The sequence below is a fragment of the Streptomyces sp. 35G-GA-8 genome (assembly GCF_023534745.1).
Lineage (GTDB): Bacteria > Actinomycetota > Actinomycetes > Streptomycetales > Streptomycetaceae > Streptomyces.
Map to the genome: position 1 here is coordinate 554,005 of NZ_JAMHJQ010000005.1, position 25,419 is coordinate 579,423.

Here is a 25,419-nt window from a genome sequence, read left to right on the forward strand (position 1 = left end):
GTGGGGCCGGGAGAGCTCGGGCGGCCGGGGGCGGCCGCGAGCTTGGCTCCGAGACGCGTCTGCCCGGCACGCCACGACGTATGCGCACGAGTTTCGAAGAACCCGTACGGACCGAAGCCCTTCCCCGCGGAGTGAACGGTGAGTGACCGGCTCCGGTCCTGTGGCCATGGGCGCGGCGACGGTTCGCCGACACGGTGATCCCTGTGTGGTGATCGGTGTTGGCCGTTGGAACGTCGTTCACGCGCAGGCCACGCCCAGTGTCAACCATCGAGGAGTAGCCAGGGGGCCGTCCCCGGCGCGCTCGTCAATGCGCTCGCACTCGGGAGGCCGCAGAATGACACGCATACGCTCCGCAGTCACCGGCGTCGACCGCCGCTCCTTTCTCACCGCCACCGGAGCGGTCGGCGTCTCCGCCGGAATCGGGCTGGCGCTCGGCGCGGGCGGCGGTCCCGGAGAGGCGGCCGCCGCGCCCGGAGTGACCGCGACGCCCTCCGTGCCCGCCCCCCGCACCCCCGCCGCCCCGGCCACGCCCACCCGTACCGTCTCCCCCCGTACGACGCTGGACACGGTGGCCGCGCCCCGCGACAGCGCCGCGGCCTTCCGACGGCTCGGCGACGGTCCCGGCTGGCGCAGGGTCGTCCGCGAGACGCTGGCGGCCCCGCGCCCCGGCCGCGCCCAGCGGCGTACCGTACTCAGCTCGTTCGTCCAGCTCACCGATCTGCATCTGGTGGATGTCCAGCACCCGGTACGCACCGAGTATCTGCGCTCGCAGCAGCTCTCGGGGTGGCGGCCGCAGGAGGCGCTCACCGTCCCGGGGGCCGTGGCCCTGATCGAGCAGATCAACGCGCTGAAGGCCGGGCCCGTGACCGGGGCGCCGCTGTCCTTCGCCGTGACGACCGGTGACAACACCGACAACAACTCCCGGGCGGAACTGGACTGGTTCCTCACGGTGATGAGCGGTGGCCGTATCACCCCCAACACCGGTGACCTCCAGCGCTACGAAGGGGTGCAGAACTCCGACGAGCGGCTGTTCTGGCATCCGGAGGACTCCGCGCGCGACACCGACAAGCGGCTCGGTTACCCGCGTATCGACGGGTTCCTCGACGCCGCGATCCGCTCGGTGAACAGCCCGGGTCTGCAAATCCCGTGGTACTCGACCGTCGGCAATCACGACGGGCTGGCCAGCGGTGCGATGGCCGACCCGTCCGGCTACCTCGCGGAGTTCGCCGTCGGTGCGAAGAAGCTGTACGGAATCCCCGACGCCGAGGCCAAGCAGCTGCTGAAGCTCCTCTCGAAGGGCGGGGACCCCAACGGGGCGAAGCTGATCGGCCTGCTGCGCCGCTCGAAGCGCGCGATGCGGTCCATCACCGCCGATCCGCGCAGGGCGCCGTTCGGTCCGCGCGAGTATCTGACCGCGCACCTCGACCCGGCCCGGGTGGGCGCGGGTCCGGCCGGACATGGCTACACCTCGGCCAATCTGGACAACGACACGCTCTACTACACGTTCCCGATGGGCGAGAACGTCACCGGCATCAGCCTCGACACCACGGACCGCGGTGGGCACTTCACCGGCTCGCTCAACACGGCCCAGCTCAACTGGCTGAAGCGCAAGCTCACGGAGCACCGGGACGGATACGTCGTCGTCTTCAGCCATCACAACAGCTGGACGATGACCAATACCCACCCCGACCCCGCCCACCCGGGCGAGGCCCGGCACAGCGGCGACGAGGTCCTGGCACTGCTCAAGCGCAACCGCAATGTGCTGGCCTGGGTCAACGGGCACAGCCACCGCAACTCGATCCTGCCGCACGGCAGCTTCTGGGAGATCTCCACCGCCTCGCACATCGACTTCCCGCAGCTCGCCCGGGTCATCGAGATCGCCGACAACGGGGACGGCACGCTCTCGCTGTTCACCACGCTCATCGAGTCGGCGGCGCCGCACAGGACGGACTTCGAGGACCTTTCGCAGACCGGTCTCGCCGCCCTCTACCGGGAGTTGTCGCACAACGCGCCGGGTTCCACCACCGCCCCGGCGGGCAAGTCCACGGACCGCAACACCGAGCTGCTGCTGAGCCGCTGAGAACCCGTCGGTCGACGGCCGGGGGCCGATCAGCCTCTCAGCCGGCGTCGATCAGACGCTGGAGCGCGGGCGCGTACAGATCGGCCAGCCGTTCGGGGGCGGCCCGTCCGGTGGCGCCTTCGCGGTACAGGCTGAGCGTGGCGCCGAGCCCGAGCAGTTGGCCGGAGATCAGCTCGGCGCGCAGAGCGCGTTCACGGCCGGTCAGCGACCCGGCCAGCCGCTCGGTGATCTGCGCGCCGAAGCGCTCGCGCAGCAGGGTGCGTTCGTCGTCGTGGCCGAGCGAGAACACGACGCGCAGCAAGGGGTCCGCCCCGCGCTCGCGGCGGCTGCGCAGCATGGTCAGCACCAGATGTCTGCCGAGCGTGTCCAGGGGCGCCGCGAAGAGCTGGTCCGCCGCGGCCTCGAAGTCGGCGACGGCGTTGAACAGCCGTTCCTTGGTGGCGAAATGCTTGACGATGAGCGAGGCGCTGACCCCCGCGTCGGCGGCGATGCCCCGCATCGTGACCTCGGCGTAGGGCCGGAAGGCGAACGCGCGCCGCGCGGCCCGCAGGATCGCGTCCCGTCCCGTACCCGCCTCGGGCGCCGCGGCGCCGCCCGCCGCCCCGTCGGCTGACCCGCCGGCTGCCTGCCCGTTCATGCGCCCTCCCGGGCAAGCGATGTCGTCCTGTCCCGTGCGACGCTACCGGGCGCGCGTCCCCGCTGACGCGGCAGACACAGGGTGACGGCCAGCGCGAGGAGCGCGGCGCCGCCCGCGATGACGAAGACCAGCAGATAGGCGTGGAGTGTGGGGGCGGTACGGCCGCCGGCCTCGAAGGTGAGGCTGGTGAGTACGGCGGCGACCGCCGCGCTGCAAAAGGCCTGTCCGACCGAGCGCATCAGGGTGTTGAGGCCGTTGGCGGCGCCTGTCTCGCTGACAGGCACCGCGCGCATCACGAGCGCGGGCAGCGCCGAGTACGCGATGGCAGTGCCCGCGGCGACGACGGTGGCACCGAGGATGATCGTCCACAGCCGGTGGCTGGTGAAGAAGCGCACCGCGTAGCCCACGGCCAGCACGGCCGAGGCCAGCACGAGCGTGGTTTTGGGGCCGTACGCGGCGGAGATCCGCGCGGACACCGGAGACAGGGCGACCATCGTGAGGCCGCCGGGCAGCAGGCACAGTCCGCTGACGACGAGGGAAGCGCCCAGGCCGTAACCGGTGCTGGTGGGCTCCTGCACCATCTGCGCGGTGGTCAGGGAGTTGGCGTAGAACGCGAAGCCGATCAGCAGGGCGGCGAGATTGGCCAACAGCACGGCGGGTCGCGCGGAGACCCGCAGATCGACCATGGGGGTGGTGACGCGCAGCTCGTAGCATCCCCAGAGGAGGCCGATCAGCACGGCGAGTACGAGCAGCCCGAGGGTACGGACGGATGTCCAGCCCCACGCCCCGCCCTGGGTGACCGCCAGCAGCAGGCCGACCAGGGCGGCGGACAGCCCGAGCGCGCCGAGTGCGTCGAAGCGGCCCCGGGTGCGCAGCGGTGATTCCGGTACGCAGAGCAGCACCAGCACGATGTCGAGCAGCCCCAGCCCGGCCGACGCCCAGAACATCGTGTGCCAGTCGTAGTGCTCGACGACCAGGGCGGCGACGGGCAGTCCGACGGCCGCGCCGATGCCCAGGGTCGAGCTCATCAGGGCGACCGAGGACAGCACCCGCTCGGGTGCCAGCTCGTCCCGCATGATGCTGATGCCCAGGGGTACGACGGCGAGCGCGGCGCCCTGGAGGGCCCGGCCGGTGATCAGCACCCCGATGTGGGAGCTGACCGCGCACAGGACGGAGCCGGCGGTCAGCACGCCGAGCGAGGCAAGGAGCACCCGGCGCTTGCCGTACATGTCGCCGATCCGCCCGAGCACGGGGGTGCAGATGGCGCCGGTGAGCAGCGTGATCGTCACCAGCCAGCTGGCGGCGGCGGGGGTGGCGCCGGTGAGCGCGGGGATGTGCGGAAGGAGCGGTACGACCAGCGTCTGCATGACGGCCACGACCACGCCGCAGAACGCCAGGACGGCGACGAGGAATCTGGGGTGCGGCGCGGAGGGCTCGGACGCGGAAGGTTCGGATTCGGAGGGCTCGGAGGGCTCGGGGGGCTCGGATATCGCTTCGGGCATCTCTCTCCGTAACGGGAAGCGCCAACGGGAAGCGCTGAGGGGAAGCGGCAGGGGTGCACAACTGTTCACCTCCAGGGTATACACCTGTGCACCCCCGTGCCCCTCCGGCCGCGCGACCCGACCCGGCACACTGTCCGGGGCGGTTCCGTGTCCGGTGCCCGCCCGACGACCGCCGTGGGAGGCACGATGGCGCTGCAGATCAGCGCGACCAATCCGGAGCAGCCGGCCGTGCTGCTGGATCTGCCGTGGAACACCCCGCTCGACCAGTGGCCCGACGAGTGCCTGGTCGCGCTCCCGCGCGGTATCTCGCGCCATGTGGTGCGCTTCGCCTCGGCCGGGCCCGAGGTCGTGGCGGTGAAGGAGATATCCGAGCGCGGGGCCGTCCGCGAGTTCGGTCTGCTCCGCGATCTGCACCGCCTCGGAATCCCCGCCGTGGACCCGGTCGCGGTGGTGACCGGGCGGGTGGACGCGGACGGGGCGCCCCTGGAACCCGCGCTGATCACACGGCATCTCAAGGGATCGCTGCCCTATCGCTCGATGTTCGAGTCGACGATGCGGCCGACCACCGTCAAGCGGCTGATGGACGCGCTGGCCGTGCTGCTCGTACGACTGCATCTCGCCGGGTTCGCCTGGGGCGACTGCTCGCTGTCGAACGCGCTCTTCCGGCGTGACGCGGGCGCGTACGCCGCGTATCTGGTGGACGCCGAGACCGGGCAGATCCAGCAGAACCTGAGCCCGGGACAGCGCGATTACGACATCGAGCTGGCGCGGGTGAACATCGCAGGGGAGCTGATGGACCTGGAGGCGTCGGGCGCGCTGCACCCTTCCGTCGACCCGGTGCCGTTCGGCGCGGCGATCGTCCAGCGGTACGAGGACCTGTGGCACGAGGTGACGCGCGAGTCGGTGTACCCGGTGGACAAGCGGCACTACATCGACCGCCGGATCCGCCGGCTCAACGATCTGGGCTTCGATGTCGCGGAGATGCAGATCGAGCGCTCCCCGGTCGGTGACACGGTCACCTTCCTGCCGAAGGTGGTGGACGCGGGCCATCATCAGCGGCAATTGCTGCGGCTGACCGGACTGGACGCCGAGGAGAACCAGGCGCGCCGGCTGCTCAACGACCTGGAGAGCTGGATGGCCGGCGAGGAGGACTACGCGCCGGGCGATCCGCTGGGGGCCCGGCCGGAGGTCCTGGCACACCGCTGGGTCCGCGATGTCTTCCGGCCGACCGTGCGGGCCGTACCCCTGGAGATGCGCGGCGAGATGGACGCGGCGCAGATCTACCACGAGGTGCTTGAGCACCGCTGGTATCTCTCGGAGGCGGCGGGGCGCGACATCGGTCTGGAGGCGACGATCGCGGACTATCTCGTGAACGTACTGCCGCACTCGGTGAACGCGATGACGCCCCCGGGGACGGACACGACGGGTGGTCTGTCTCCCTGATCCCGGGACCGGACCCGAGGCCCGGACCGGACCCGAGGCCGGACCCGGGCCGGGGGCCGGCTCTCACTGAAGGGCGCGTACCGCCGCCGCGAACACCGCGGGCATCCTGGCCGCCGCCGGGACGATCAGCCGGGCTCCCGCCTCGTGGCCGCTGACCCTCAGCAGCCCCTCCGTCAGCAGCCGGTGGCGCCGGGACAGCGTGCGCCAGCGCCGCTCGTACTCCTGCGGCCGGCCGGCCCGCAGACACCGTACGGCCGCCTCCGCCGACGCCAGCGCGAGCGCGATGCCCTCGCCGGTGAGAGCGTCGACATAGCCCGCCGCGTCGCCGACGAGCAGCACCCGGCCGGCGCTGCGGCGGCGTACCCGCTGACGCAGGGGGCCCGCGCCGCGCACGGCGCCGACCTGCTCACCGTCCAGCAGCGGGAGCAGCCGCGGGAAGCGGGCCAGATGGTCGTCGTAACCGCCCTTCGCCGTGGTCAGTACGGCCACCCCGACCAGATCGTCCGCCACGGGTGTCACATACGCCTCCCCCGCCCGTCCCGAAGGCGACCAGTGGACCTCCACGAAGTCCGTCCAGGGCTTCATCCGGTAGTGCCGCCGCTGCCCGTACCGCCGGGGCCGCGGGTCCGGGAGATCCAGGCCGAGGCGGCGGCGCACGGGTGAGCGCAGCCCGTCCGCGGCCACCAGCCAGCGCGCCCGCAGTCCGCCCGCGGTCACGGAGTCCGCGCTCTGCTCCACCTCGCCGACCCGGCCGGTCACCGTCCTGACGCCGGCCTCGGCGGCCCGTCGCGCCAGCGCGGCGTGGAGTTCCGTACGCCGTACCCCGAGCCCGGGTCCTTCGTCGAACGGCGCCTCGGCCCGGTGGGTGCCATGGACATAGCGAATGCCGCGCAGCGGATGGCCCGGGAGCGGGCCGAGGCCGAGGGCCGACAGCGCGCGTACGCCGCGTGGCATCACGCCTTCGCCGCACGCCTTGTCGACGGGGGTGGTACGGGGCTCGATCACCACCGTCTCCAGGCCGGCCCGCGCGGCATGGACCGCGGTGGCGAGACCGGCGGGGCCGCCGCCCACCACCAGCAGATCGATCACGGCAGAGCGCCCGCGGCGGCCGACTCCAGCGCGCGGTTCTCGCACCGTATCCGGATCGTCAGCAGCACCGCGTTGAGCGTGGTGAACACCAGCGCGGTCACCCAGGCGCCGTGCACGAGCGGCAGTGCGATCCCTTCCGCCACCACCGCCACATAGTTGGGGTGCCGCAGCAGCCGGTACGGGCCGCCCGTCACGAGCGGAAGTCCCGGCACGACCAGCACCCGGGTGTTCCAGCGCGGGCCGAGCGTATGGACGCACCACCAGCGCAGCGCCTGTCCGGCCAGCACGACGGCCAGCATCGGCCAGCCGAGCGACGGGTCGAACGGCCGGTCCGCGAGCCGCACTTCCACGAGACAGCCGAGCAGCAACAGGGTGTGCAGGGCGACCATCGGCGGATAGTGCCGCCGCCCCCGCTCGACGGCGCCGCGCGCCAGACTCCAGCGCGCGTTGCGGCGGGCGACGACGAGTTCGGCGACGCGCTCCGCGCCCATGGCCAGTACCAGCGCGGTGTACCAGATCATCTCTCCCCGTCCGTCGGTCTCTTCTCCTCGTCCCCACGCGGCTCGCCCCCGCTCGGCGCCCCCGCCCCCGCCCGCGAACCAGCCGCCGGCCCTACCAGCGCAGCAGCACCAGCTCGGAGCAGAATCCGGGCCCCATCGCCAGCAGCAGCCCGTACGAACAGGGCGGCGGCGGGCGCTCGGCCAGCGTGTCACGCAGCACATGCAGTACGGACGAGGACGACAGATTCCCCACCGCAGCCAGCGAACGCCAGGTCATGTCGAGGGCGTCGGCGGGCAGTTGCAGCACCTCTTCGACCGCTTCCAGCACCTTCGGCCCGCCGGGGTGGCACACCCACGCGGTGATGTCGTCACGCGTCAGACCGTTGTCGGCGAGGAATCCGTCGACGTCCGCCGCGAGGTTCTTGCGGACAAGATCCGGAACGCTCGCGTCCAGGACGATACGGAAGCCGGAGCCCGTGATGTCCCAGCCCATGGTCTGCTCGGTGTCCGGATAGAGCTGGCTGCGGGTGTCGACGACGACGGGCCCGGCGGTCCGGCGGCGGGGGCCACAGGCGACCACGGCCGCGGCGCCGTCCCCGAAGAGCGCGGTGGCGACAAGGTTGGCGGACGAGACGTCGTCGCGCTGGAAGGTGAGCGAGCAGAGCTCGACCGAGAGGAGGACGGCCACATCGTCGGGCCGTCCGAGCAGATAGTCGTGCAACCGGGCGATGCCGGCCGCCCCCGCCACACAGCCGAGCCCGAACACCGGCACTCTCTTGACGTCGGAGCGCAGGCCGAGCCGCCCGACGAGGCGCGCGTCCACGGACGGCGCGGCGATACCCGTCACCGAGGTGAACATCAGCAGATCGACATCGCGCGGGGACAGCCCCGCCGCCTCCAGCGCCCCGCCGACCGCCTCGGCTCCCAGCGGTAACGCCCCCGCGATGAAGGCGTCGTTCACCGCCCCGAAGTCGGTGAGAGAGTCGTACCGGTCGAGGGGCAGGGCCGTATGGCGCGTGTCCACGCGCGCACCGCGGTGCAGCCGGTCGAGAACCTTCCTGTCGGCACCTGCGGGCAGACAGGTCCTGGCGACCATGTCCGTGATCTCGTGCTGGGGGTACCGATGCGGAGCCAGGGCTCCGTGGACGGCTGCGATGCTTGTCATCTGCGGTCCGAGGTCGGGGTCGGGAGGCGACTGACGTGCCATCCCTGCCCCCGCTCGGTCGCGCCACACACGAAGTCGCCTGTACGGCCCCTCAGAGGCGGTTGTACGACCGCGCCGTGACGGGCAGTTCGGCGTTCGTGAGGGATACGGCGTGACGGCCGCCCGATGCCGGTGGCGCTGCCTACGATGAGCGCGTGGACGCCATCGACCGGCCAGGGAGCATCGTCCGGGCACCGACAGGGCCACCGGGACGGTGGCCGCGCCGGGTGGCCGCGCTGCTGGGCGCGTGTCATCCGGGGCCCACGGTCGCGGTGACGCTGCTCGTCGCGGGGCTCGCGGTGGCCGCCGGACAGGACGCGTCCGGCTGTCTGCTGGTGACCGCCGCCGTGCTGACGGGGCAGTTGTCGGTCGGCTGGAGCAATGACGCGGTCGACGCGGCGCGCGACACCGCGGCCGGACGGCGCGCCAAGCCCCTGGTGGGCGGGGCCGTCGGCGTGCGTGCCGTACGGGCCGCCGCGCTGACGGCGCTGGCTCTGTGCGTTCCGCTGTCGTTGGCGTACGGGACGCTCGCGGGCGTGGTGCATCTGGTGGGGGTGGCCGCGGCCTGGCTGTACAACCTCCGGCTGAAGTCGACGGTGCTGTCGTGGCTGCCGTACGCGATCGGGTTCGCCTCCCTGCCCGCCTTTGTGACGCTCGGTCTGCCGGGGCAGCCCCGGCCGGTCTGGTGGGTCGTCACCGCCGCGGCGCTGGTGGGGGTCGGCGCGCATCTCGGCAATGTGCTGCCCGACATCGAGGCGGATCTCGCCCTGGGGGTGCGGGGCTGGCCGCAGCGGCTGGGGCCGGCCGCGGTACGGCTGCTGCTGCCGGCCCCGCTGGTGGCGGCGACGGTCCTGCTCGCGCTCGGCGGAGCGGGCGCGCTCGGTGCCGTCGCCGTCACCGTGGCGCTGATCACGGCGGTCGGCGGCGCGCTGCTGGGCCGCCGCCGTCCCAGGGTGCCGTTCCTCGCGGCGATCGTGGTCGCGGGCGCCGATGTGGCGCTGCTGCTGTCGCAGGGTGCCGCGCTCAACTGACCGCGTCCGGCCCCGCGTCGGCCGCGGGAGGGCGTCAGTCCGACACGCCGAGCCGCTCCCGGAGGAAGGTGATCGTACGGTCCCAGGCGAGCGCGGCGGATTCCGCGTGATACGCCTCGGGGCGGCCGTCGTTGAAGAAGGCGTGGCCCGCCCCCGGGTAGACATGGATGACCGGCACGATGCCGGACTGGGACTCGATCGCGGTACGCAGTTCCTTGAGGCTCGACGGCGAGACGGTGTCGTCCTCCGCGCCGTAGTGGCCCAGGATCTCGGCCTTGAGGTTCGAGAAGTCGGGGATGCCGTCCCGGTTGACGCCGTAGAACGGTACGGCCGCGGAGATCCGCTGGTCCTTGGCGGCGAGGCTGAGCACGAATCCGCCGCCCATGCAGAAGCCGACGGTGCCGATCGTGTCGCCGTCCGTCTCGGGCCGCGCGAGCAGATAGTCGACGGCGCCGGAGAGCAGTTCGACACCCCGGTCGGTGGGCAGTGCGCTCATCATGCGCAGCGCCTCGCCGGAATCGTGGGCGACCCGGCCGCCGTACAGATCGGGGGCGAGCGCGACGAAGCCCGCCCGTGCGAAGCGGTCGGCGATGTCCTTGATGTGGGCGGTCAGGCCCCACCACTCCTGGATGACGATCAGGCCGGGGCCGTGTCCGGCGGGCGGTACGGCGAGATAGCCGTAGGCGGTCGTACCCGCGCTCGGGAACGAGACGTTCTGCAGCGAGGATTCGGTGGGCGCGGTGGAGTCGTTGGAGTCGATCGGCTCGGTGGCCATGGCAGGTGCTCTCCCAGCTCTGGTGCGATGAGGGGCGACATCGCGATCGTATGAAAGGGGGCGCCTTGAGGGCGAACGCCTCTCCGGACCGCGACCGGCTCCACCCGACGGGCACGCGGCGGCGGTCCCGCGCGTTGTCGGGGTGGCTCTGTGTGACACCTGAGGAGAGATGACGGAATGGCCCTGTGGGACCGGTTCAAGGAATCCGCCGCGACGATGCAGACGCAGCTCATGGCGAAGAAGAACGACCTCAAAAGCGGCTCGTTCCGCGACGCGAGCATGGCGATGTGCGCGCTGGTCGCGGCGGCCGACGGCTCCGTCGACCCCGCCGAGCGCCAGCGGGTCGCCTCGTTGATCGCCACCAATGAGGTGCTGCGGAACTTCCCCGCGGAAGACCTCCAGCGCCGCTTCGACGACTATCTGAACAAGCTGGCCGCCGACTTCACGTTCGGCAAGGTGGGCCTCCTCCAGGAGGTGGGCAAGGCCAGGAAGAAGCCCGTCGAGGCACGGGCCGTCATCCAGATCGGCATCGTCATCGGCGGCGCCGACGGCGACTTCGACAAGACGGAGCAGGCCGTGGTCCGCGAGGCCTGCTACGCCCTCGACCTGCCGCCGCACGAGTTCGACCTCTGATCGGGTCGGCCGGTGGGTGACGCGCGGGGCGGCGGCCGGCGGCCACCGCCCCGCGCGTACGCCCGAACCTCCCGGGTTCCTCGCTCAGCTCTTTCCGCGCCGCTCGGCGGGGTCGGTCCTGAACGCCCAGGCCATCTCGGGCTCCAGCGCGAAACGGAAGAGCCGCTGGACCGGGGGCGTACAGAGGAGCGTGACGACCACGCCCGCGAGGACGGTGACGAGCACCGCGCCGATGGGCCGGTGCGGCCAGTCGGCGTCGTACCAGTCCCAGATGCTCGCGCTCTGGGCGAGGAATCCGTGCAGCAGATAGCCGCAGAGCGTGCCGGCGCCCAGCGCCGTGAACCACATACGGCGGCCGGGGACCCAGGCGAAGAAGCACGCGGTCAGTACGAGGGAGCAGCCGAAGAGGGCGAGCGTCATCGGGATCCCGCTCCACCAGGGCGCGCCCAGTTCCTGAGCGCTGTCGCGGTGGAAGAACCACGCCATGTTCATCCGGGTGACGGCCCAGTACGCGAAGACGACCGTGGCGGCGAAGACCGGAACGGCCAGGAGGCGCACTTCCTTGCGGCGGACGATCTGGAAGTGCTCCGGCTTGAGCCGCAGGCCGAGCACGAAGAACGGCAGGAACTGCAGGACCCGCTGGAGATCGAGGTCGTCGCCGATGTCCGGTGAGAGGGTCGCGAGCATGGCGATCGCCAGCGCGACCGGCACGGGCCATCGCACCAGGCGCCAGATGGGCGCCGTCATCCGCCAGACGAAGAGGGCGAGCAGGAACCAGGTGAGGTACCACGGGTCGAGCAGGGTGATCTCCATGGACGGATCGTCCGCGGCCCATCGGCGGAAGAGGCTGTAGGCGACCTCGAACACGATGTACGGCACGGCGATACCGGTGATCAGCCGGCGCACCCGGTCCGGCCGGAAGTCGAAGCTCCGCGAGAAATAGCCGGAGATGACGATGAACGCCGGCATATGGAAGGTGTAGACGACGATGTAGAGCGCCGAGACCGCCCGGCTGCCGTCCCGCAGCGGCTCCCACGCGTGTCCCATCGCGACCAGCACGATCGCCAGGTACTTGGCGTTGTCGAAGAACGCGTCCCGCTTCTTGGCCGATGGCGCGGCCGGCCCGGCTTCCGCCTGGTTCGCGGTCGCCGCGGCCCGTGACGATTGAGCAGTGAGCTGTGTCACAGATCCCCCCGGAGGGAACCCGGACCAGCGAACACGCCTCTTACAGAAAATGTGGGGGGAACTCGTGGGGCGAACATTCAAGGCACCCTAACGAGAGCTCCCGCCGCCCCTCCACCTGGGCGGCGCGGATCGGACGGCCCCTACCGAGCCGTCACACGCTCGCCACACGGCCTCCTTCCGGCCACCTCCCCCCACGGCTTCCAGGACGTCAGGCTTTGAGAAGGTCCGCCGCGAGCTGGTCGATCCGGGTCCGCCAGGCCGCCAGGGCCGCGTCCGCGTCGCCGCCCTCGGGACCTGTCTGGGTCAGCACCAGCCGGGCCCCGTGCCCCGTCCCCTCCCCCAGCTCCCAGGTGACCGACCCCGCCGGCTCCCAGGTGTAGGTGAGCGACTTCGGCGCCCGCACCTCCGTGACATGGCCCGCCGGGACGTTCCCGGCGGTGAATCCGGCGGGGACGGGCAGGCCCGCCACCGGCTCGATACCGGCCGACAGGACATCCCAGACGGTCGCGGCCGGCCGCACCAGCTGACGTTCCAGCCTGATCCGCGGACCGGTGGCGTCGCCCCCGGCGGTCTCGGCGGTCTCGGCGGTGCCACGGCCGAGGCCGAACCGGCGTACGTATGTCTCGTGCAGCTCGCCCGTGTCACGGCCGACGGTGACCGGGCCGCCGGCGAGCAGCTGGGCCAGGGCGGTGATGCAGAGATGCCAGCCGGAGGCGAAGCTCGCCGCGCCGGGGAGATCGTCGAAGGTATGCACGAGCGTGAGCAGCGAGCCCTCGCCGTCGGGCGCGATGGACCAGCTCAGATGGTCGGCACCCCAGGTGAACGCGAAGAGACGGGGCTCGTCGACATCCGTGACGGTGCCGGTCATGCCCGGTCCGCTGACACCGGGGAAGTGGAAGCCCATCGCGCCACCGGGGGTGAGGTCGACGGTCACCTCCGAGGGGAACCACTGGGCGAGAGCGGCGGGTTCGGTGAGCGCGGCCCAGACGCGCTCGGGAGGGTGCGGGAGCCTGCGCTCCATCCGCAGGGCGCTCCGGCCGTCGACGGCGGTCATCAGCGTGTCGTCCTGCGAGATGTCGTGCCAGGTGTGGTCGTACGGGGTGCCGTCGTGCGGGTTCGTATTCATGAGGGATGTCCTCCATCGCGTCGAGACCTGCCGGCCCCGACGAGGCCGACGTCGCGCAGTACCCGCAGATGCTGGCATATGAGCGGGCGCCGATGAGCGCGTCGGCGCGGCGCGGTGTCATGAAATTTCCGCCATACGCGGCGGTGATTACGCTCCGAATCTGGCCGGATCCGCGTCGTGACAGGAAGTCAGTAATGGCTTCATAGTTGGAAGTTCGGGCATTCCAGGGCCGTTTTCCACTCCCCCGGGAAATCGCTCCGCCACGGCGCCCGGCAGTACCCGCGCAACGTCACTCCAAAAGCACTGCGGCCCAGGCCATCAGGCCCACAGAACGGCGCAAGGAGAGCGGCCGTGCATGACGAATTCCTGTGCCATGTCACCGCGTACGGAATCTGCGGTGGACAGCGAATCGGCGTTCCGCTGGGAACATATCGCGCTCCCACTCTGTCACTTGCACTGTGGTGGTTGCGGGATCGAGCGACCTGGATCGCGGAACGGCTGGATCCCAGCCCGGAAAGCGACCATTTTCCGGCCGCCGCGCTCACTCCGGTGGGGCGGAGCGTGCCGGACGTACCGACGACACTTCGGAACTGGCGGGACGACACGGCCCATCAGGACATGGTCGCCGAGCATTTGGCGGCCGGGCGTCTCATCCGTGTCGCCACCCGCGACGACACCACGGAATACGAGTTGCTGGCGGAATCGGTGGACGCGCTGCGTATGGACCGCGCGCTGCCGACTCTGATCACACCGGAAGCCCTGCCGGAGCCGCTTCGCCGGGAGCGCCCACTGGTCGCCTCCGCGCCGGCCTCCGCCCCTGAGTATCGAAGACACGGCGGCGGTCCCGGCCGGAGGGCAGGGGGTGATGATTCCTTCGGGGACACCTTGGAGTTCGGCCGGACTTCCCGGTGAAGGACGCATGACGGGGAATCCCGGGTCATCGGCGACGGCAGTGCCGGTCAGCGCCCGGGATTCTCTCCCTGCGCGATCTCGATATGGGTGTGCAGGTCGTTCGCCGCCCCCATGGCCGAGGCGCCGGACAGCGTCAGACACATCAGCACGGCGCCCGCGACGAGGCGGCGGGTCCGGGGCGTGAGCGCGGGCCGGCCGCTCGCGCCGGTGCCAAGCAGCGCGGCGACGCGCCGGGGCACCGGGCCCGCGGTCGCCGCGAGTACGGTCCGGGGCCTGAGCGCCCCGGACAGCCCCGGCGCACCGCGGGTGGCCAGCGCGGCACGCCCGATCGCGCGGGCGGCGAGCCGCCGGTCGCCGACGGCCGTCGCGGCGGCCTCGTCGGCGGCGCGCTCCAGCGCGTAGCCGAGCGGTTCGCGCAGCGCGCGCAGGGCGGGGTGGCAGAGAGCGGCCAGTTCCGCCGCCATGAGCAGGACATGGTGGCGGCCGCGCAGATGGGCGCGTTCATGGGCGAACAGCGCCTCGCGCTCGGGCGGTTCCAGGGCGCGCAGCATGCCCGTGGTGACGACGATCCGGCCGGGGCGGCCCGGCAGCGCGTAGGCGTCGGGCCGGTCGTCCCGCACCACCGCCAGCTCGCCGTCCGTACCGCCGGTGACGGTCCTTGCCCGGCGCAGCTCCGCCCGGTCGCGGCGGGCGGCGGCGGTGAGCGCCGCCGTACGCCACGCCAGCAGAGTTCCGGCGACGAGCGCGAGCGCGATGGTCACGGGGGGCGGTCCGGCCGTCAGCGGTTCGGCGAGTTCACCGAGGACGGCGACGACCGGCAGATACGACGCGCCCGGTACGACCAGCAGCACCAGGGCCGCCGAGCTGCTCCCGGCCAGGACCAGCGCGGCGGCGGTGAGCAGCTGGGCCGCGCGGCGCGGCGGGAGGACGGCGGCGACCCGGCAGGCGGCGGGGGCCGCGAGGAACGGCATCAGCAGCGGGATCAGTACGAGGTAGGTCATCCGGCCTCCCCGCTGTCGAGCAGGGAGCGCAGCATTCGCTCGTCCTCGTCGTTGAGCTGGGAGACGAAGCGGGCGAGCACCGCGCTGCGGTCCTCGTCCTTCGCCAGCTCGGAGTGCATACGGCGGGCGGTCAGCCCGGGGGCGTCCTCGGTCGGGGAGTACGCGTAGCCGCGCCCCGATCGGGTGCGCGTGACACTGCCCTTCTCGTAGAGCCGGGACAGAATCGTGGTGACGGTGGTGCGGGCGAGCGATCCACCGAGCGCTTCCTGAACGCGTCCGGGCGTGAGCGGTTCCTCGGCCGCCCACAGCGCCGCGAGCACACCGGCTTCCAACTCCCCCGCCGGCCGCCGCTCCGCGCCGTCGTCGCCCATGGGAACGCTCCTCCCGTTCTCTTCGTCTACAGTGAAGTAGACCGTCTACAGAACTGTAGTCAACCGGATCGTCGTACGGACACCCCTGTCCATCCTCCGTCCACCATTATGGGAGCAGCCCTTCAATGGACGTATCCACCCTCGCGACGATGCCGGGGGCCGTGAACCCTCTCGACGCGGGATCACTGCTCTCCGCGTTCGGCGCCCTCGGCATCGCCTTCGTCCTCTTCGCCGAGACCGGCCTTCTCGTCGGCTTCTTCCTGCCCGGCGACTCGCTGCTCTTCACCGCGGGGCTGCTCTGTGTCTCCGGGGCGGACGGGACCTCGCGTCTCTCGCTCGCGCAGGTCCTGATCGCCTCCGTCCTCGGAGCGTTGCTCGGCGCGCAGACCGGCTACTGGATCGGCCGGCGCGGCGGCCGGGCGCTGCTGGCGCGCAGCCGCGCCCGCAAGCTCCACGAGGGGGCGGCCCGCGCGGAGGAACTGCTCGACCGGTACGGCCACGCGAAGGCCATCGTGCTCGCCCGCTTCGTCCCGGTCGTGCGCACCGTGCTGAACCCGCTGGCCGGCGCCCTGAACGTGCCCGCGCGCCTGTTCACCCTCTGGCAGGTCATCGGCGGTGTGGTCTGGACGGTCGGGCTCGTGCTCGCCGGATACGCGCTCGGCTCGTCCGTACCCAATGTCGACCGTTATCTGCTGCCCATCGTCGCGGTGGTCGTGATCATCTCCCTCATTCCGCTGGGCCTGGAGGTGCTGCGCTCGCGCCGGGCGGGCACCGTGCCCGATTCCCGCGAGGAGGCACGTTGATCGCGAGCGCGCGGGCGGCGTCCGCCACCGAGGACCGATGGTTCGACGAGGGTCTGTACAGGTCCGTGACCGGCCTGGCGGACCGCTCGCCCGGCCGGCTGGACGCCGCCGTCTCCTTCTGGTCCACGTACGGTCTGGTCTTCTTCGGCGCGCTCCTGCTGGCCGCGTGGTGGCGCGCCCGGCCGACGGCCGGGGCTCCGCGGTCCTCGGCGCGGCCCGTCATGGCGCTCGCCGCCCCCTTCGCGCTGGTTCTGGCGTATGTCACCGGTCTGGCCCTCAAGTCGGTGATGCGGGAGCAACGGCCCTGTCAGACGCTGCACACGATCACCATCGAGGCATGCCCGCCGCTGGGCGACTGGTCGCTGCCGAGCAACCATGCCGCGATCGCGGGGGCGGCGGCCGTCGCGCTGCTGTTCGTCGACCCCGCGCTCGCGGCGCTCGCGGTCCCCGCCGCGCTGCTGATGGCCGGATCACGGGTCTGGGTCGGGGCGCACTACCCGCACGATGTCGTCCTCGGGCTGCTGGTCGGGGCGGTGGTGGCCTGGGCGCTGATGAGTCTCGCGCGACGCACCGCTCCGCTGGCCGAACGGCTCCATGACACCCCGCTGCGCCCATTGGTCGCCCGCCGGTGAGCCGTACGGCACCGCCGGTCCGCAGAGCCGTCCGCACGGCGCCGCTGGCCGTCACCGCGCTCTGCGCCGCGGCCCTCGCCCTGCTGGCCGTCTTCACGACGGCGCGCGACGGCGTCCCCTTCCCGCTGGACACGACCGCGCTCGACTGGTCGGTGAGGCACCGGTCGTCCCCCGCGGGCATCACGGCGGCGCGGGCCGTAACGGCCAGCGGCACCGGTCCGTACCCCTATCTCTGCGCCGTCGCGGCCGGGCTGCTCGCGGGCCGCGATCCACGGCACCGGCTGCTGGCGGCGGCCGGCGCGCTGGTGTTCCTCCTCGCGGGGCAGGCCGCCCGCTACGGACTGCTGGCGGCGGCTGCCCGGCCCCGGCCGCCGAGGGCGGACTGGCTGACCCATGCCACCGGCTTCGCGTTCCCCTCCGGACACACGACCACGTCGGCGCTCGCGGCGGGGCTGCTGATCTGGGGGCTCGTCCGGTTCGGCCGCGGCCCCCACGCGGTCCCCGGATGGCTGAGAGGGGCGCTCATCGTGCTCCTCGTCTGCTGGGCGGTCGCCGTGGGGCTGACCCGGATCTATCTGGGGGTGCACTGGGCGACGGATGTCGTGGGCGGATGGCTCTTCGCCGCCACCTGGCTCGGCCTGGGCGCGTCCTTCATACCGCCAGGACAGCTCGGACGGCCCGGACGCGCCCGGCGGTCGCCTCCGTAGGCGCCGTCCGCGACCACCGCCGGACCGGCCGATGAGTCCCGTACTCCGCGGGTGTCCACCTCTTCGCCAGCCCACATCAGCCCACATCGAGAAAGGACGGCCGTCACTTCCCGTCGGCTCCCGCGCTCAGAGCGCGCGGTGCATGATGTGCAGCCCGACATAACCGTGCTCCGGGTGCAGGAAGCCCTCGGGGAGCGTGCCCACCACCTCGAAGCCGAGTGACCTGTACAGCTTCACCGCGTGCGTATTGGTCTCGACGACGGCGTTGAACTGCATCGCGCGGAACCCCGCCGCCCGGGCCCAGTCGATCGTGTACGTACAGAGCGCCCTGCCCACCCCGCGCCCCCCGTGCGCCGGGTCGACCATGTAGCTCGCGCTCGCGATGTGCGAGGCGTTGCCCATGTGGTTCCGGTTCATCTTCGCCGTGCCCAGGACCGTACCCGCGTCGTCGACGGCGACGACGGTACGGTTCGGGGGCGCGACGAGCCACATGTCCCGCCCGTCGGTCTCACTGAGCCCGACGGGGTAGGTGAAGGTCTCGCCGGCGGCGGCGATCCGGTGGAAGAACGGCCAGATGGCGGGCCAGTCCTCGGTGGTGGCTTCCCTGATCAACATGGGGCCAGGATGCCCGTACGCGCACCGCGCCCGCCAGCGCTTTTGCGGCTCACGCCTCGGTGGCGGCGACGGCCGAGCGGAGTGGGGCGCCGGCGTCGTGGAGGCTTCTGAGCGCCTGGCGGTAGGAGGTGAGGAGGCTCGTCTCCAGATAGTCGATCCCGAGCTCCTGGCAGTAGCGCCGGACGACCGGCTGCGCCCGGCGCAGATGCGGCGTCGGCATGCTCGGGAACAGATGGTGCTCGATCTGGTAGTTGAGCCCGCCCAGCGCGAGATCGGTGAACCAGCCGCCGCGCACATTGCGCGAGGTGAGGACCTGGCGCCGGAGGAAATCGGGGCGGTCCTCGCCGGTCAGGGTGGGCATGCCCTTGTGATTGGGGGCGAAGATCGAGCCCAGATACAGGCCGAACAGGCACTGGTGGACAGCGAGGAAGGCCACCGCCTTGCCGGGCGGCAGGACGACGGACAGCGCGCCGAGATAGAGCGCGAAGTGAGTGAAGAGCAACAGGCCCTCCAGGCGCCGCTGTTTCAGCGACCGGTCCGCCAGCGCCCGTACCCCGGCCACATGGAGGTTGATGCCCTCCAACGCGAGGAGCGGGAAGAACAGATAGGCCTGTGAGCCGCCGATCAGCCGGGGCAGCCCCCTGGCCTCGCGCGCCTGGCCACGGGTCCACACCAGTACGTCGGGCTCGACGTCCGGATCCAGCTCCACATGGTTCGGATTGGCGTGGTGCCGGGAGTGCTTGTCCTGCCACCAGCCGTATCCCATGCCGATACCGACGTTCCCGGCGATCCGGCCGGCCCAGGCGCTGGACCGGCGCAGCCGGAACACCTGGCGGTGGCCCACGTCATGCGCGACGAGAGCGACCTGTCCGAAGACGACGGCGAGAAACGCGGCGACGGCGAGCGTCCACCAGCTGTCACCGACAAGGGCGAAGGCCACCCAGCCGGCCGCGTAGAGCACGGCGATGAGTGACATCCGCGCCAGGTAGTAACCGGGCCTCCGGCGCATCAGGCCGGCCGCGGTGATTTTCCTGGAGAGGCACGCGAAATCACTGCCCGCTTCCCGCCGCTTTTCGAGTACCGCGGGTTCGCCTGAGGGACGGATCGGCATTCAGCCACGCCTTTCGGGTCGATCGCGACCGTCTTGAGCCGGCTGTGTTGATTTCGTACACCGACCGGGAATGTTTTTCGAGTGTAACCGTCCGCCACCCCGAACGGCGGATAAGCAGATGATAAGCGGAGGAGAGGCGAGTCGCTCATGTTCGAAGCCGAGGACATCCGGGAGTACCGCGGCCACGATGTGGTCGATGGCGAGAAACGGAAGATCGGCTCGCTGGAAGCCATCTATGTCGACACCGCCACGGACGCCCCGTCGTTCGCCACGGTCACGGTCGGTCTGCCCACGAAACGGCGGCTCGTCTTCGTTCCGCTCGCCGAGGCCACCGTCGGGCCGAATTACCTGAAGATCCCGTGGGACCGGCAACTCGCCAAGAACGCCCCGTCGATCGATACCGACGGGGAACTGCTCGCCGAGGACGAGCCGCGGATCTTCGCCCACTACGGACTGCCCTACTCGACCGGCGCGCAGGGCGAGCGCCGGCTGGGCCGCCGCTGAGAAAAGCGGCGCGGAGCGCGGTGTGCGTACCGCGTCACGCGCCGCCGGGCCCGCTCGGGATCAGGCGAGGTTTTTCTCGATATTCGCCAGATACGCGGGCATGAAGTGGTCCCGAATTCCGTCGGAGGCGGGCGCGAACAGATCGGCGGTACGCCCCTTGATTCGGTCCTTGAGTCCGTCGATCAGCGGCATCCGGTCGTGGAGTACGCCGTCGGCGTCGAAATACCTGACGTGGTCCACATGGGTGAACACCGGCGCCGGCGGGACCTGGGGCACGATGTCGTTGTTATTGACGAAGCGGTGGGTACGGCCCTTCAGCGCGGTGTTGTGCGCGGCGGCGAGCACCCGGTCGCAGGTGCGGGGCTGGCCGTATGTGCAGATGCCGTCGGCGAGGATCCTCGGCTCCTCGAAGCACAGCCGGCCACCGGCGAGCATGGCGAGGGCGCCGCCCAGGCTGTGCCCGGTGATCCACACCGTCTGTCCACCGGTACGGAATGTCTCGATGGCGGAGCGTACGTCCGGATACACCGACGCGAGTGCCCGGTGGAAGCCGAAGTGGACGAAGCCCTTGTTGCCAGGACCCGGCACGGGCGGGGTGTTGACGTCGGTCAGCCAGTCGCGGATCTCCAGCGGCTGGGTGCCGCGGAAGGCGGTAATGATCATCCGGTCGCTCGCGGCGACATACTCCTGGGTGTCCTCCAGGGGGAACGGCGGTTCATGGCGGGCCTCGACGTGCCGGAACCGGTCGAACCCCCAGTCGGCGAGGACGCTCCGCACCTCGCCCTCCTCGCGGTAGGCGAGTTCCGCGGCCTTCGCCAGCCAGTAGGCGTGGGCCAGTTGATAACCGGTCGTCCGATGGTCGAGCGGGGCTACGGGCATGGCGAACCTCCGGGACGTACACGAACACGGGCGTGGGGTGACGCGTTCGATGATTGATCATTCTCCGGACGGGCCCCGTCTCCGCGTTCACCCACGCGGGCGGCGCGTGGGAGCGCGAGGGCGTGTCTTCGAAGACACGCCCCAGTCGCGTACCGGCTCGCCGCCCCGGCGCGCATGCCGGGCCCCGGCCGCCGTCGGCTCGTGTCGCCGCGCCCTCAGTCCGCCGGCCGCCGAGGAGCGGCAAGACGCTCCGTCGGACCCCCGAAGGACAGGAACAGCGACCGGGCGGCGAGCAGCCACTCGTCCCCGGCCTTGCGGAACGTGTCCTCGTAATGGCCGACATTCGCCGGTGGCCGGGGCGGGACGATGCCGCCGGTGTAGCCGTCGACCCGGTACGTGGCGAAGTACGAGGTGGCCGTGGCCGTGGTCGGGGAGTCCACGGTGACCAGGACGTTCGTACTCATGCGGAGCGAGCGCCGGTCCGCGGGCCGGGAGCCGAAGTAGGCGCGGAGCGCGTCGCGCCCCTCCACCCGGCGGCTGTCGTGGGCCCACTCCCAGACGCCGTCGGGCGTGAACAGGTCGGCGACCGTGCCCGGTTCCCCGAGGTCGAGCCGGCGGACGAACTCGGCGATCAGACGTTCACAGGCGCGCTCCGCGAGCAGACGTTCCAGGGGGCCGAGGGGTTGCGTGGTCATCTCCATCTCCATCTCCTCTTCGTAGCAGCCGACGCGCCGTCGACGCCCGGCGTTTTCGGCGCGTACGGCCACCTCGGCCCCTCTCGGCCCACCTCGGCCAGCTGGGCCGAGGTGGCCGAAACTCGACGCCCCTTCGCCCAATTGGTCTGGACCACATACGTGGTGACCGCTAGGGTCCCTGCCAGCCGACACCCGTACCGAGCACCCCCCGACCGGCCCCACCCTGCCCCGCTCCCGCAGTCGGCTCCGTACCAAGGACCGAAGTACCGTGATCGATATCGTTGTCGTACTCCGGGCCGAGGACGCCGTCCTCGACTTCCTGTCCGTACTCACCGACGACGGCGGTGGCGAGACCCGGGTGATCCTCGCCGATCGCGCCGAGACGCTGATCCTCGGCGCGGGCATGCGAGCGCCGGAACGCCTCGCCCTGATCGCGTCCCATGTCGGGCCCGTGACGGACGGCATCGCCTCACCGGGGCCCGAGGTACTCGCGACGCTCCTGCGCCGGGCCGCCGCCGGAGGGCCCTGCCGGATCTGGACCCATTCCCCCGCGGACAACCGGCGCAGCCGCGGGCGTCTCGGCCGTGACACCGCCCTCGCCCGCGCCGCCGACGCCGAGGACTCCGGCGCCGGCCTCACGGGGGCCGAGTTGCGGCACGCCGTCGGGTTCTCGCCGTACCTTCAGATCCTCAGCGATCTCGACCGCCCGCTGGGGCCGGAACACATCGCCGCCAAGCTGGACTTCGTCAACGGCTCGTGCGGGCATCTGCTGGCCGAGACCGACCCCGAGTTAGTGGTGCAGACCCCCCGTGTCCCCGCCGCCGAGCGCTTCTTCGACACCGACCCCGATCAGCGTGAGCGGCTTTTCGCACTGCTCGCCAGCCTGGACGACGAGGCGGCGTCCGTGGTGGACCCCTGGGAGTTCGGCAGCTCGCGGTACGAGGCGCGCCGGCTGGACGCCACCGCGGCCTGGGTGCGGGAGCGATGCGCCGACCTCGGCTCCGGCTCCGCAGGCGCGCTCGTGGAAGTGGGGGCCTGTGAGGGGGCGCTGACCCGCCGGCTCGTCGCCGCCGGCTTCGCCGTACGGGCCACCGAGCCCAACGCGGTGTTCAGATCCAGGCTCACCGCCGCGCTCGCCGGCACCGACGCGGTCACAGTGGACGGCGCCGATCTCGCGGATCTGGCCAAGGAAGACGCTCCCCGTGCCACCGCGCACCTGCTGATCGAAATGCTCTACTACGGCCAGGATCTGGCGCTCCTCGACGATCTGGCCACGGATCTCGTCTTCGTCGCCCTCGAACCCGATGCGCTGGCCTCACGCGTACGCCCCTGGCTGGAGCGGTCCGCCACCTGGCGTGCGGAAGAGGAGACCGTTCTCGTGCCGCCGCAGTTGGAGACGGTCTGCGCGGGACGCGCCTATCTGAGCAAGCGCGGCAGCGTGGGGCTGCTCCTGCGGCGTACGAACGGCTGACCGCCTGGGGAGACCGGAGATGTGCGACATGTACGACCGCTGTGTCGGGCTGGGCTACCACTGCGAGTCCACCCATCAGATCCGCCGGATCACCGGCAATGACCGCGCGCACTTCTTCGACTGGCTCGATCTCGACTTCGAGTCCGTCGTGGAGACGATCGCCGGTGACTTCGCCGAGGTGCTGCGGCCCGGGATGGTCGAGCCGTTCAGCGACGGTCTCTGCGCGCTGGACCGGGGCTCCGACATCCGCTTCTTCCACGACTTCCACCCCACGTCGGGCACCGCGCTCACGCAGTCCGACATCGACCGGCAGTTCGACGGCGTACGCGCCAAGTTCCGGGCGCTGGCCGACCGCTGGCGTACGCTCGCGCGGTCGTCGGCGCATGTGCTGTACGTCCACCACGACGCCTTCGACGAACTCACCGCGGCCGATCTGCGCAGGCTGCGGCTGGTCATCGCGGCGGCGTATCCGCGCCACCGGTTCGATCTGCTCTGGCTGCGCCGTACCCCGCCGCCGGACGGCGCCGCTCTCGGCCCGGGGATCGGCTGGGGCACGGTCGCGGCCGCCCCCGGGCGGTGGGAGGGCGACGACGCCGAGTGGGACGCCGCGTTCCGCGCTGTGCGCTTCGCCCCGCCGCCGCCCCCGCCCTCGCCCTCGCCCTCGACAGAGCCATCCGTATCGCCCGGAGCCTTCACGACGCCCATTCCGTCCGTCACCGACAGGAGCATGTCCGTATGACACCGCCCCCGCCCTCCACCGTGATCGTCTCCCCGCACTTCGACGACGCCGCGCTGTCACTCGCGGGTCTGATCCCCGCGCTCGACTCGCCAGTCACCGTCGTGACCGTGTACGGCGGCGCGCCCTGTCCCGGACAGGAGGTCTCCTGGTGGGACACCACCTGCGGCTTCTCATCCGGCGGCGAGGCACATCTCGCCCGCGTGGCGGAGGACACCCGGGCCTGTGCGCTGCTCGGGGTCGAGCGGGTCGTCCTGGGACATCCCGACGGTCCGTACGGGGACGGCGGCCCGCTCCATGAGATCGACACATATCTCGCCGATCTCGCCCCCGACACACGGCTGCTGCTTCCCCTGGGCACCAACCAGGCCGATCACACGAAGGTACGCGACCGTGCGCTGCGGGTCCTCGGCGAACTCGGCAGGCCGCTCCCCCTCATCTACGCCGACCTCCCTTATACGGGCCATCTCAAGGAGTGGGGCGGCCCGGAGACCGACACGGCCCTCGCCGGGGACGAGCACTTCGGATCCGCCTACCGGGAGATCGCGAGCCGCTACCGGACACGGGCCGTTCACGATCTGACGCTGTCCGACGAGCAGTGGGCGGCCAAGCGCGCGGTGGTGCTCTGTTACGCCTCGCAGTTGGCCCCGCTCGCCATCGACCACGGACGGGTGATGGCCCGGAGCGGGCCGCTGCGCGCCGAACGCGTCTGGGCCCTGGAGGAGGCCGAAGTCCCTGGAGAGCCCGGGTAGTACGCGCTTCGCCCCGTCCCGTCCGCGGCCTGACCGCGTGGGCGGGGCCGGGCGGGGCGCGCGGCACCCATCCGGGGGGCCGTGCACGCCCCCCGCGGCCCCGGCGGGTAGTAGACGACCTATGACCCGCAAGCGTTTCGGTGCGACGGAGCACAGACACCGGTTCCGGAGCCTGTATCGCTCGATCGCCATGTCCGCCGCCGTGCTCGCCTGGAACCGCGGGCGTGAGATGGAGCTGATACATCGGGCGATGAGCTTCGCCGCGCTCGGATTCCTTACTCTCGTGCCCCTGTTGATCCTCGTCGCCGCGGCCGACCCGGCGAGCGGTCAGGGGTTCGCCCGCTGGCTGGGCCAGGGGCTGGGGGTGTCGTCCTCCGCACAGGCGGAGATCCAGCAGTTGTTCGGCAGGCCGGGTCAGGCGTTGCAGCGTACGACGGCGTTCGGACTCGCCGCGCTGGCGGTGTTCGGGCTGACGTTCGGATCCGCCGTACAGACCGGTTACGAGCGGGTCTGGGAGCTGCCGACGGCGCGCTGGCACACCATGTGGCGCCATGTCCTGTGGCTGGCGGTGCTCGTCGTCTTCCTGCTGGCCTTCGTCAACACACCCGTCACCTCCGAGTCGGTCGTCGAGATCGTGTTCGCCACGCTGGGCGATCTGATCGGGACGTGTCTCTTCTTCTGGTGGTCTCAGCGGGTGCTTCTGGCGGGCCGCGTCCGCTGGCCGGCCCTCCTGCCGGGAGCCGTCGCGACCGCGCTGGGGCTGCTCGGGCTGCGGGTGTTCTCGCGCGTCGTCTTCTCCCCGCTGATCGCCGCGAACGCGGTCACCTACGGCCCGTTCGGAACGGTTCTGGTGATCCAGTCCTGGCTGGTCGGCGTCGGCTTCGTCGTCTACGGCGGCGCGCTGGTGGGCCGTCTCTTCCACGAGCACCGCACGCACAAGCGGATCCAGAGATATATCGACGCGGACGACGAGACGGACCGCGGCGACGGGACGGACCGGCCCGGCGAGGCCGGGGGCTCCTGAG

The 25,419-nt window shown here is 71.5% G+C and carries 26 protein-coding genes and 1 pseudogene; 13 read left to right on the plus strand and 14 right to left on the minus strand.

The window, feature by feature from the left end; all coding sequences use genetic code 11:
- Positions 1-334: 334 nt before the first annotated feature.
- Positions 335-2,080, plus strand: coding sequence for a TIGR03767 family metallophosphoesterase (locus M1203_RS13985; protein WP_249949961.1), 1,746 nt, complete (start codon positions 335-337; stop codon positions 2,078-2,080).
- A gap of 37 nt (positions 2,081-2,117) precedes the next feature.
- Here the strand turns inward: M1203_RS13985 and M1203_RS13990 are convergent, their stop codons facing one another.
- On the minus strand, positions 2,118-2,717 hold the full coding sequence (locus tag M1203_RS13990; RefSeq protein ID WP_249949962.1) for a TetR family transcriptional regulator: 600 nt from the start codon (positions 2,715-2,717) through the stop codon (positions 2,118-2,120).
- A complete protein-coding gene (locus M1203_RS13995) occupies positions 2,714-4,219 on the minus strand; it encodes an MFS transporter (RefSeq protein ID WP_249949963.1) in 1,506 nt (501 codons plus the stop codon). The genes M1203_RS13990 and M1203_RS13995 overlap by 4 nt, the downstream gene beginning before the upstream one ends.
- A gap of 186 nt (positions 4,220-4,405) precedes the next feature.
- Here M1203_RS13995 and M1203_RS14000 point away from each other — a divergent pair, with 186 nt between their 5' ends.
- Positions 4,406-5,662 (plus strand): DUF4032 domain-containing protein, encoded by a 1,257-nt coding sequence (locus M1203_RS14000; protein WP_249949964.1) that lies wholly within the window; start codon positions 4,406-4,408, stop codon positions 5,660-5,662.
- A gap of 63 nt (positions 5,663-5,725) precedes the next feature.
- On the opposite strand, the gene M1203_RS14005 is transcribed toward M1203_RS14000, so the two are convergent.
- The 3 genes from M1203_RS14005 to M1203_RS14015 all read right to left on the minus strand — a co-directional run bounded on the left by M1203_RS14005 (position 5,726) and on the right by M1203_RS14015 (position 8,416).
- On the minus strand, positions 5,726-6,751 hold the full coding sequence (locus M1203_RS14005; protein WP_249949965.1) for an NAD(P)/FAD-dependent oxidoreductase: 1,026 nt from the start codon (positions 6,749-6,751) through the stop codon (positions 5,726-5,728).
- A complete protein-coding gene (locus M1203_RS14010) occupies positions 6,748-7,272 on the minus strand; it encodes an isoprenylcysteine carboxyl methyltransferase family protein (protein ID WP_249949966.1) in 525 nt (174 codons plus the stop codon). The genes M1203_RS14005 and M1203_RS14010 overlap by 4 nt, the downstream gene beginning before the upstream one ends.
- A 91-nt stretch (positions 7,273-7,363) precedes the next feature.
- The gene (locus M1203_RS14015; RefSeq protein WP_249949967.1) at positions 7,364-8,416 is read right to left on the minus strand and encodes a type III polyketide synthase; all 1,053 of its coding nucleotides are present in this window, start codon (positions 8,414-8,416) and stop codon (positions 7,364-7,366) included.
- Positions 8,417-8,610: 194 nt separating this feature from the next.
- On the opposite strand from M1203_RS14015, the gene M1203_RS14020 reads away from it, so the two are divergent.
- Positions 8,611-9,486, plus strand: a complete 876-nt coding sequence (locus M1203_RS14020) for a UbiA family prenyltransferase (RefSeq protein WP_374402906.1) — start codon at positions 8,611-8,613, stop codon at positions 9,484-9,486.
- 34 nt (positions 9,487-9,520) lie between these two features.
- Here the strand turns inward: M1203_RS14020 and M1203_RS14025 are convergent, their stop codons facing one another.
- Entirely contained in the window at positions 9,521-10,261 is a 741-nt protein-coding gene (locus tag M1203_RS14025) for a dienelactone hydrolase family protein (protein WP_249949968.1), read from the minus strand.
- 177 nt (positions 10,262-10,438) lie between these two features.
- Between M1203_RS14025 and M1203_RS14030 the strand changes: the two genes are divergently transcribed.
- Complete coding sequence (locus M1203_RS14030) at positions 10,439-10,894, plus strand: tellurite resistance TerB family protein (protein WP_249949969.1); 456 nt, start codon at positions 10,439-10,441, stop codon at positions 10,892-10,894.
- A gap of 84 nt (positions 10,895-10,978) precedes the next feature.
- On the opposite strand, the gene M1203_RS14035 is transcribed toward M1203_RS14030, so the two are convergent.
- Entirely contained in the window at positions 10,979-12,079 is a 1,101-nt protein-coding gene (locus M1203_RS14035) for an acyltransferase family protein (protein ID WP_249949970.1), read from the minus strand.
- 208 nt (positions 12,080-12,287) lie between these two features.
- On the minus strand, positions 12,288-13,205 hold the full coding sequence (locus M1203_RS14040; protein ID WP_308404870.1) for an SRPBCC family protein: 918 nt from the start codon (positions 13,203-13,205) through the stop codon (positions 12,288-12,290).
- Positions 13,206-13,556: 351 nt separating this feature from the next.
- On the opposite strand from M1203_RS14040, the pseudogene M1203_RS14045 reads away from it, so the two are divergent.
- A pseudogene (locus M1203_RS14045) lies at positions 13,557-13,964 on the plus strand (hypothetical protein); the annotation flags it as partial.
- A 200-nt stretch (positions 13,965-14,164) separates the two neighbouring features.
- Here M1203_RS14045 and M1203_RS14050 read toward each other — a convergent pair.
- A complete protein-coding gene (locus tag M1203_RS14050) occupies positions 14,165-15,118 on the minus strand; it encodes a M48 family metalloprotease (RefSeq protein WP_249949971.1) in 954 nt (317 codons plus the stop codon).
- Positions 15,115-15,489 carry a BlaI/MecI/CopY family transcriptional regulator gene (locus M1203_RS14055; protein ID WP_249949972.1) on the minus strand — a complete coding sequence of 125 codons (375 nt, stop codon included), beginning with the start codon at positions 15,487-15,489 and terminating at the stop codon, positions 15,115-15,117. Before M1203_RS14055 ends, M1203_RS14050 begins: the two co-directional genes overlap by 4 nt.
- A gap of 125 nt (positions 15,490-15,614) precedes the next feature.
- Here M1203_RS14055 and M1203_RS14060 point away from each other — a divergent pair, with 125 nt between their 5' ends.
- The 3 genes from M1203_RS14060 to M1203_RS14070 are packed head-to-tail and all read left to right on the plus strand — an operon-like array spanning position 15,615 to position 17,631.
- The gene (locus M1203_RS14060; protein ID WP_249949973.1) at positions 15,615-16,292 is read left to right on the plus strand and encodes a DedA family protein; all 678 of its coding nucleotides are present in this window, start codon (positions 15,615-15,617) and stop codon (positions 16,290-16,292) included.
- Positions 16,289-16,924, plus strand: a complete 636-nt coding sequence (locus M1203_RS14065; protein ID WP_249949974.1) for a phosphatase PAP2 family protein — start codon at positions 16,289-16,291, stop codon at positions 16,922-16,924. Before M1203_RS14060 ends, M1203_RS14065 begins: the two co-directional genes overlap by 4 nt.
- Positions 16,921-17,631: a phosphatase PAP2 family protein gene (locus M1203_RS14070; RefSeq protein ID WP_249949975.1), complete on the plus strand. Its 711-nt coding sequence runs from the start codon at positions 16,921-16,923 to the stop codon at positions 17,629-17,631. The genes M1203_RS14065 and M1203_RS14070 overlap by 4 nt, the downstream gene beginning before the upstream one ends.
- 126 nt (positions 17,632-17,757) lie before the next feature.
- Here M1203_RS14070 and M1203_RS14075 read toward each other — a convergent pair whose 3' ends face one another.
- Together M1203_RS14075 and M1203_RS14080 are read right to left on the minus strand one after the other, a co-directional pair.
- Complete coding sequence (locus M1203_RS14075; protein WP_249949976.1) at positions 17,758-18,246, minus strand: GNAT family N-acetyltransferase; 489 nt, start codon at positions 18,244-18,246, stop codon at positions 17,758-17,760.
- A 49-nt stretch (positions 18,247-18,295) separates the two neighbouring features.
- Positions 18,296-19,357 carry an acyl-CoA desaturase gene (locus tag M1203_RS14080; protein ID WP_249949977.1) on the minus strand — a complete coding sequence of 354 codons (1,062 nt, stop codon included), beginning with the start codon at positions 19,355-19,357 and terminating at the stop codon, positions 18,296-18,298.
- A gap of 147 nt (positions 19,358-19,504) precedes the next feature.
- Between M1203_RS14080 and M1203_RS14085 the strand changes: the two genes are divergently transcribed.
- Positions 19,505-19,861 carry a PRC-barrel domain-containing protein gene (locus M1203_RS14085; protein WP_249949978.1) on the plus strand — a complete coding sequence of 119 codons (357 nt, stop codon included), beginning with the start codon at positions 19,505-19,507 and terminating at the stop codon, positions 19,859-19,861.
- Between the two features lie 60 nt (positions 19,862-19,921).
- On the opposite strand, the gene M1203_RS14090 is transcribed toward M1203_RS14085, so the two are convergent.
- Together M1203_RS14090 and M1203_RS14095 are read right to left on the minus strand one after the other, a co-directional pair.
- Positions 19,922-20,740, minus strand: coding sequence for a lipase family protein (locus tag M1203_RS14090; protein ID WP_249949979.1), 819 nt, complete (start codon positions 20,738-20,740; stop codon positions 19,922-19,924).
- A gap of 215 nt (positions 20,741-20,955) precedes the next feature.
- Positions 20,956-21,435, minus strand: a complete 480-nt coding sequence (locus tag M1203_RS14095; RefSeq protein WP_249949980.1) for a nuclear transport factor 2 family protein — start codon at positions 21,433-21,435, stop codon at positions 20,956-20,958.
- Between the two features lie 268 nt (positions 21,436-21,703).
- Between M1203_RS14095 and M1203_RS14100 the strand changes: the two genes are divergently transcribed.
- The 4 genes from M1203_RS14100 to M1203_RS14115 all read left to right on the plus strand — a co-directional run bounded on the left by M1203_RS14100 (position 21,704) and on the right by M1203_RS14115 (position 25,418).
- Entirely contained in the window at positions 21,704-22,906 is a 1,203-nt protein-coding gene (locus tag M1203_RS14100) for an SAM-dependent methyltransferase (RefSeq protein ID WP_249949981.1), read from the plus strand.
- Between the two features lie 28 nt (positions 22,907-22,934).
- Positions 22,935-23,645 (plus strand): DUF1796 family putative cysteine peptidase, encoded by a 711-nt coding sequence (locus M1203_RS14105; RefSeq protein WP_249950049.1) that lies wholly within the window; start codon positions 22,935-22,937, stop codon positions 23,643-23,645.
- Positions 23,642-24,394: a PIG-L deacetylase family protein gene (locus M1203_RS14110; RefSeq protein WP_249949982.1), complete on the plus strand. Its 753-nt coding sequence runs from the start codon at positions 23,642-23,644 to the stop codon at positions 24,392-24,394. The genes M1203_RS14105 and M1203_RS14110 overlap by 4 nt, the downstream gene beginning before the upstream one ends.
- Positions 24,395-24,584: 190 nt before the next feature.
- Positions 24,585-25,418 (plus strand): YhjD/YihY/BrkB family envelope integrity protein, encoded by an 834-nt coding sequence (locus M1203_RS14115; RefSeq protein WP_249950050.1) that lies wholly within the window; start codon positions 24,585-24,587, stop codon positions 25,416-25,418.
- Position 25,419: the final 1 nt, after the last annotated feature.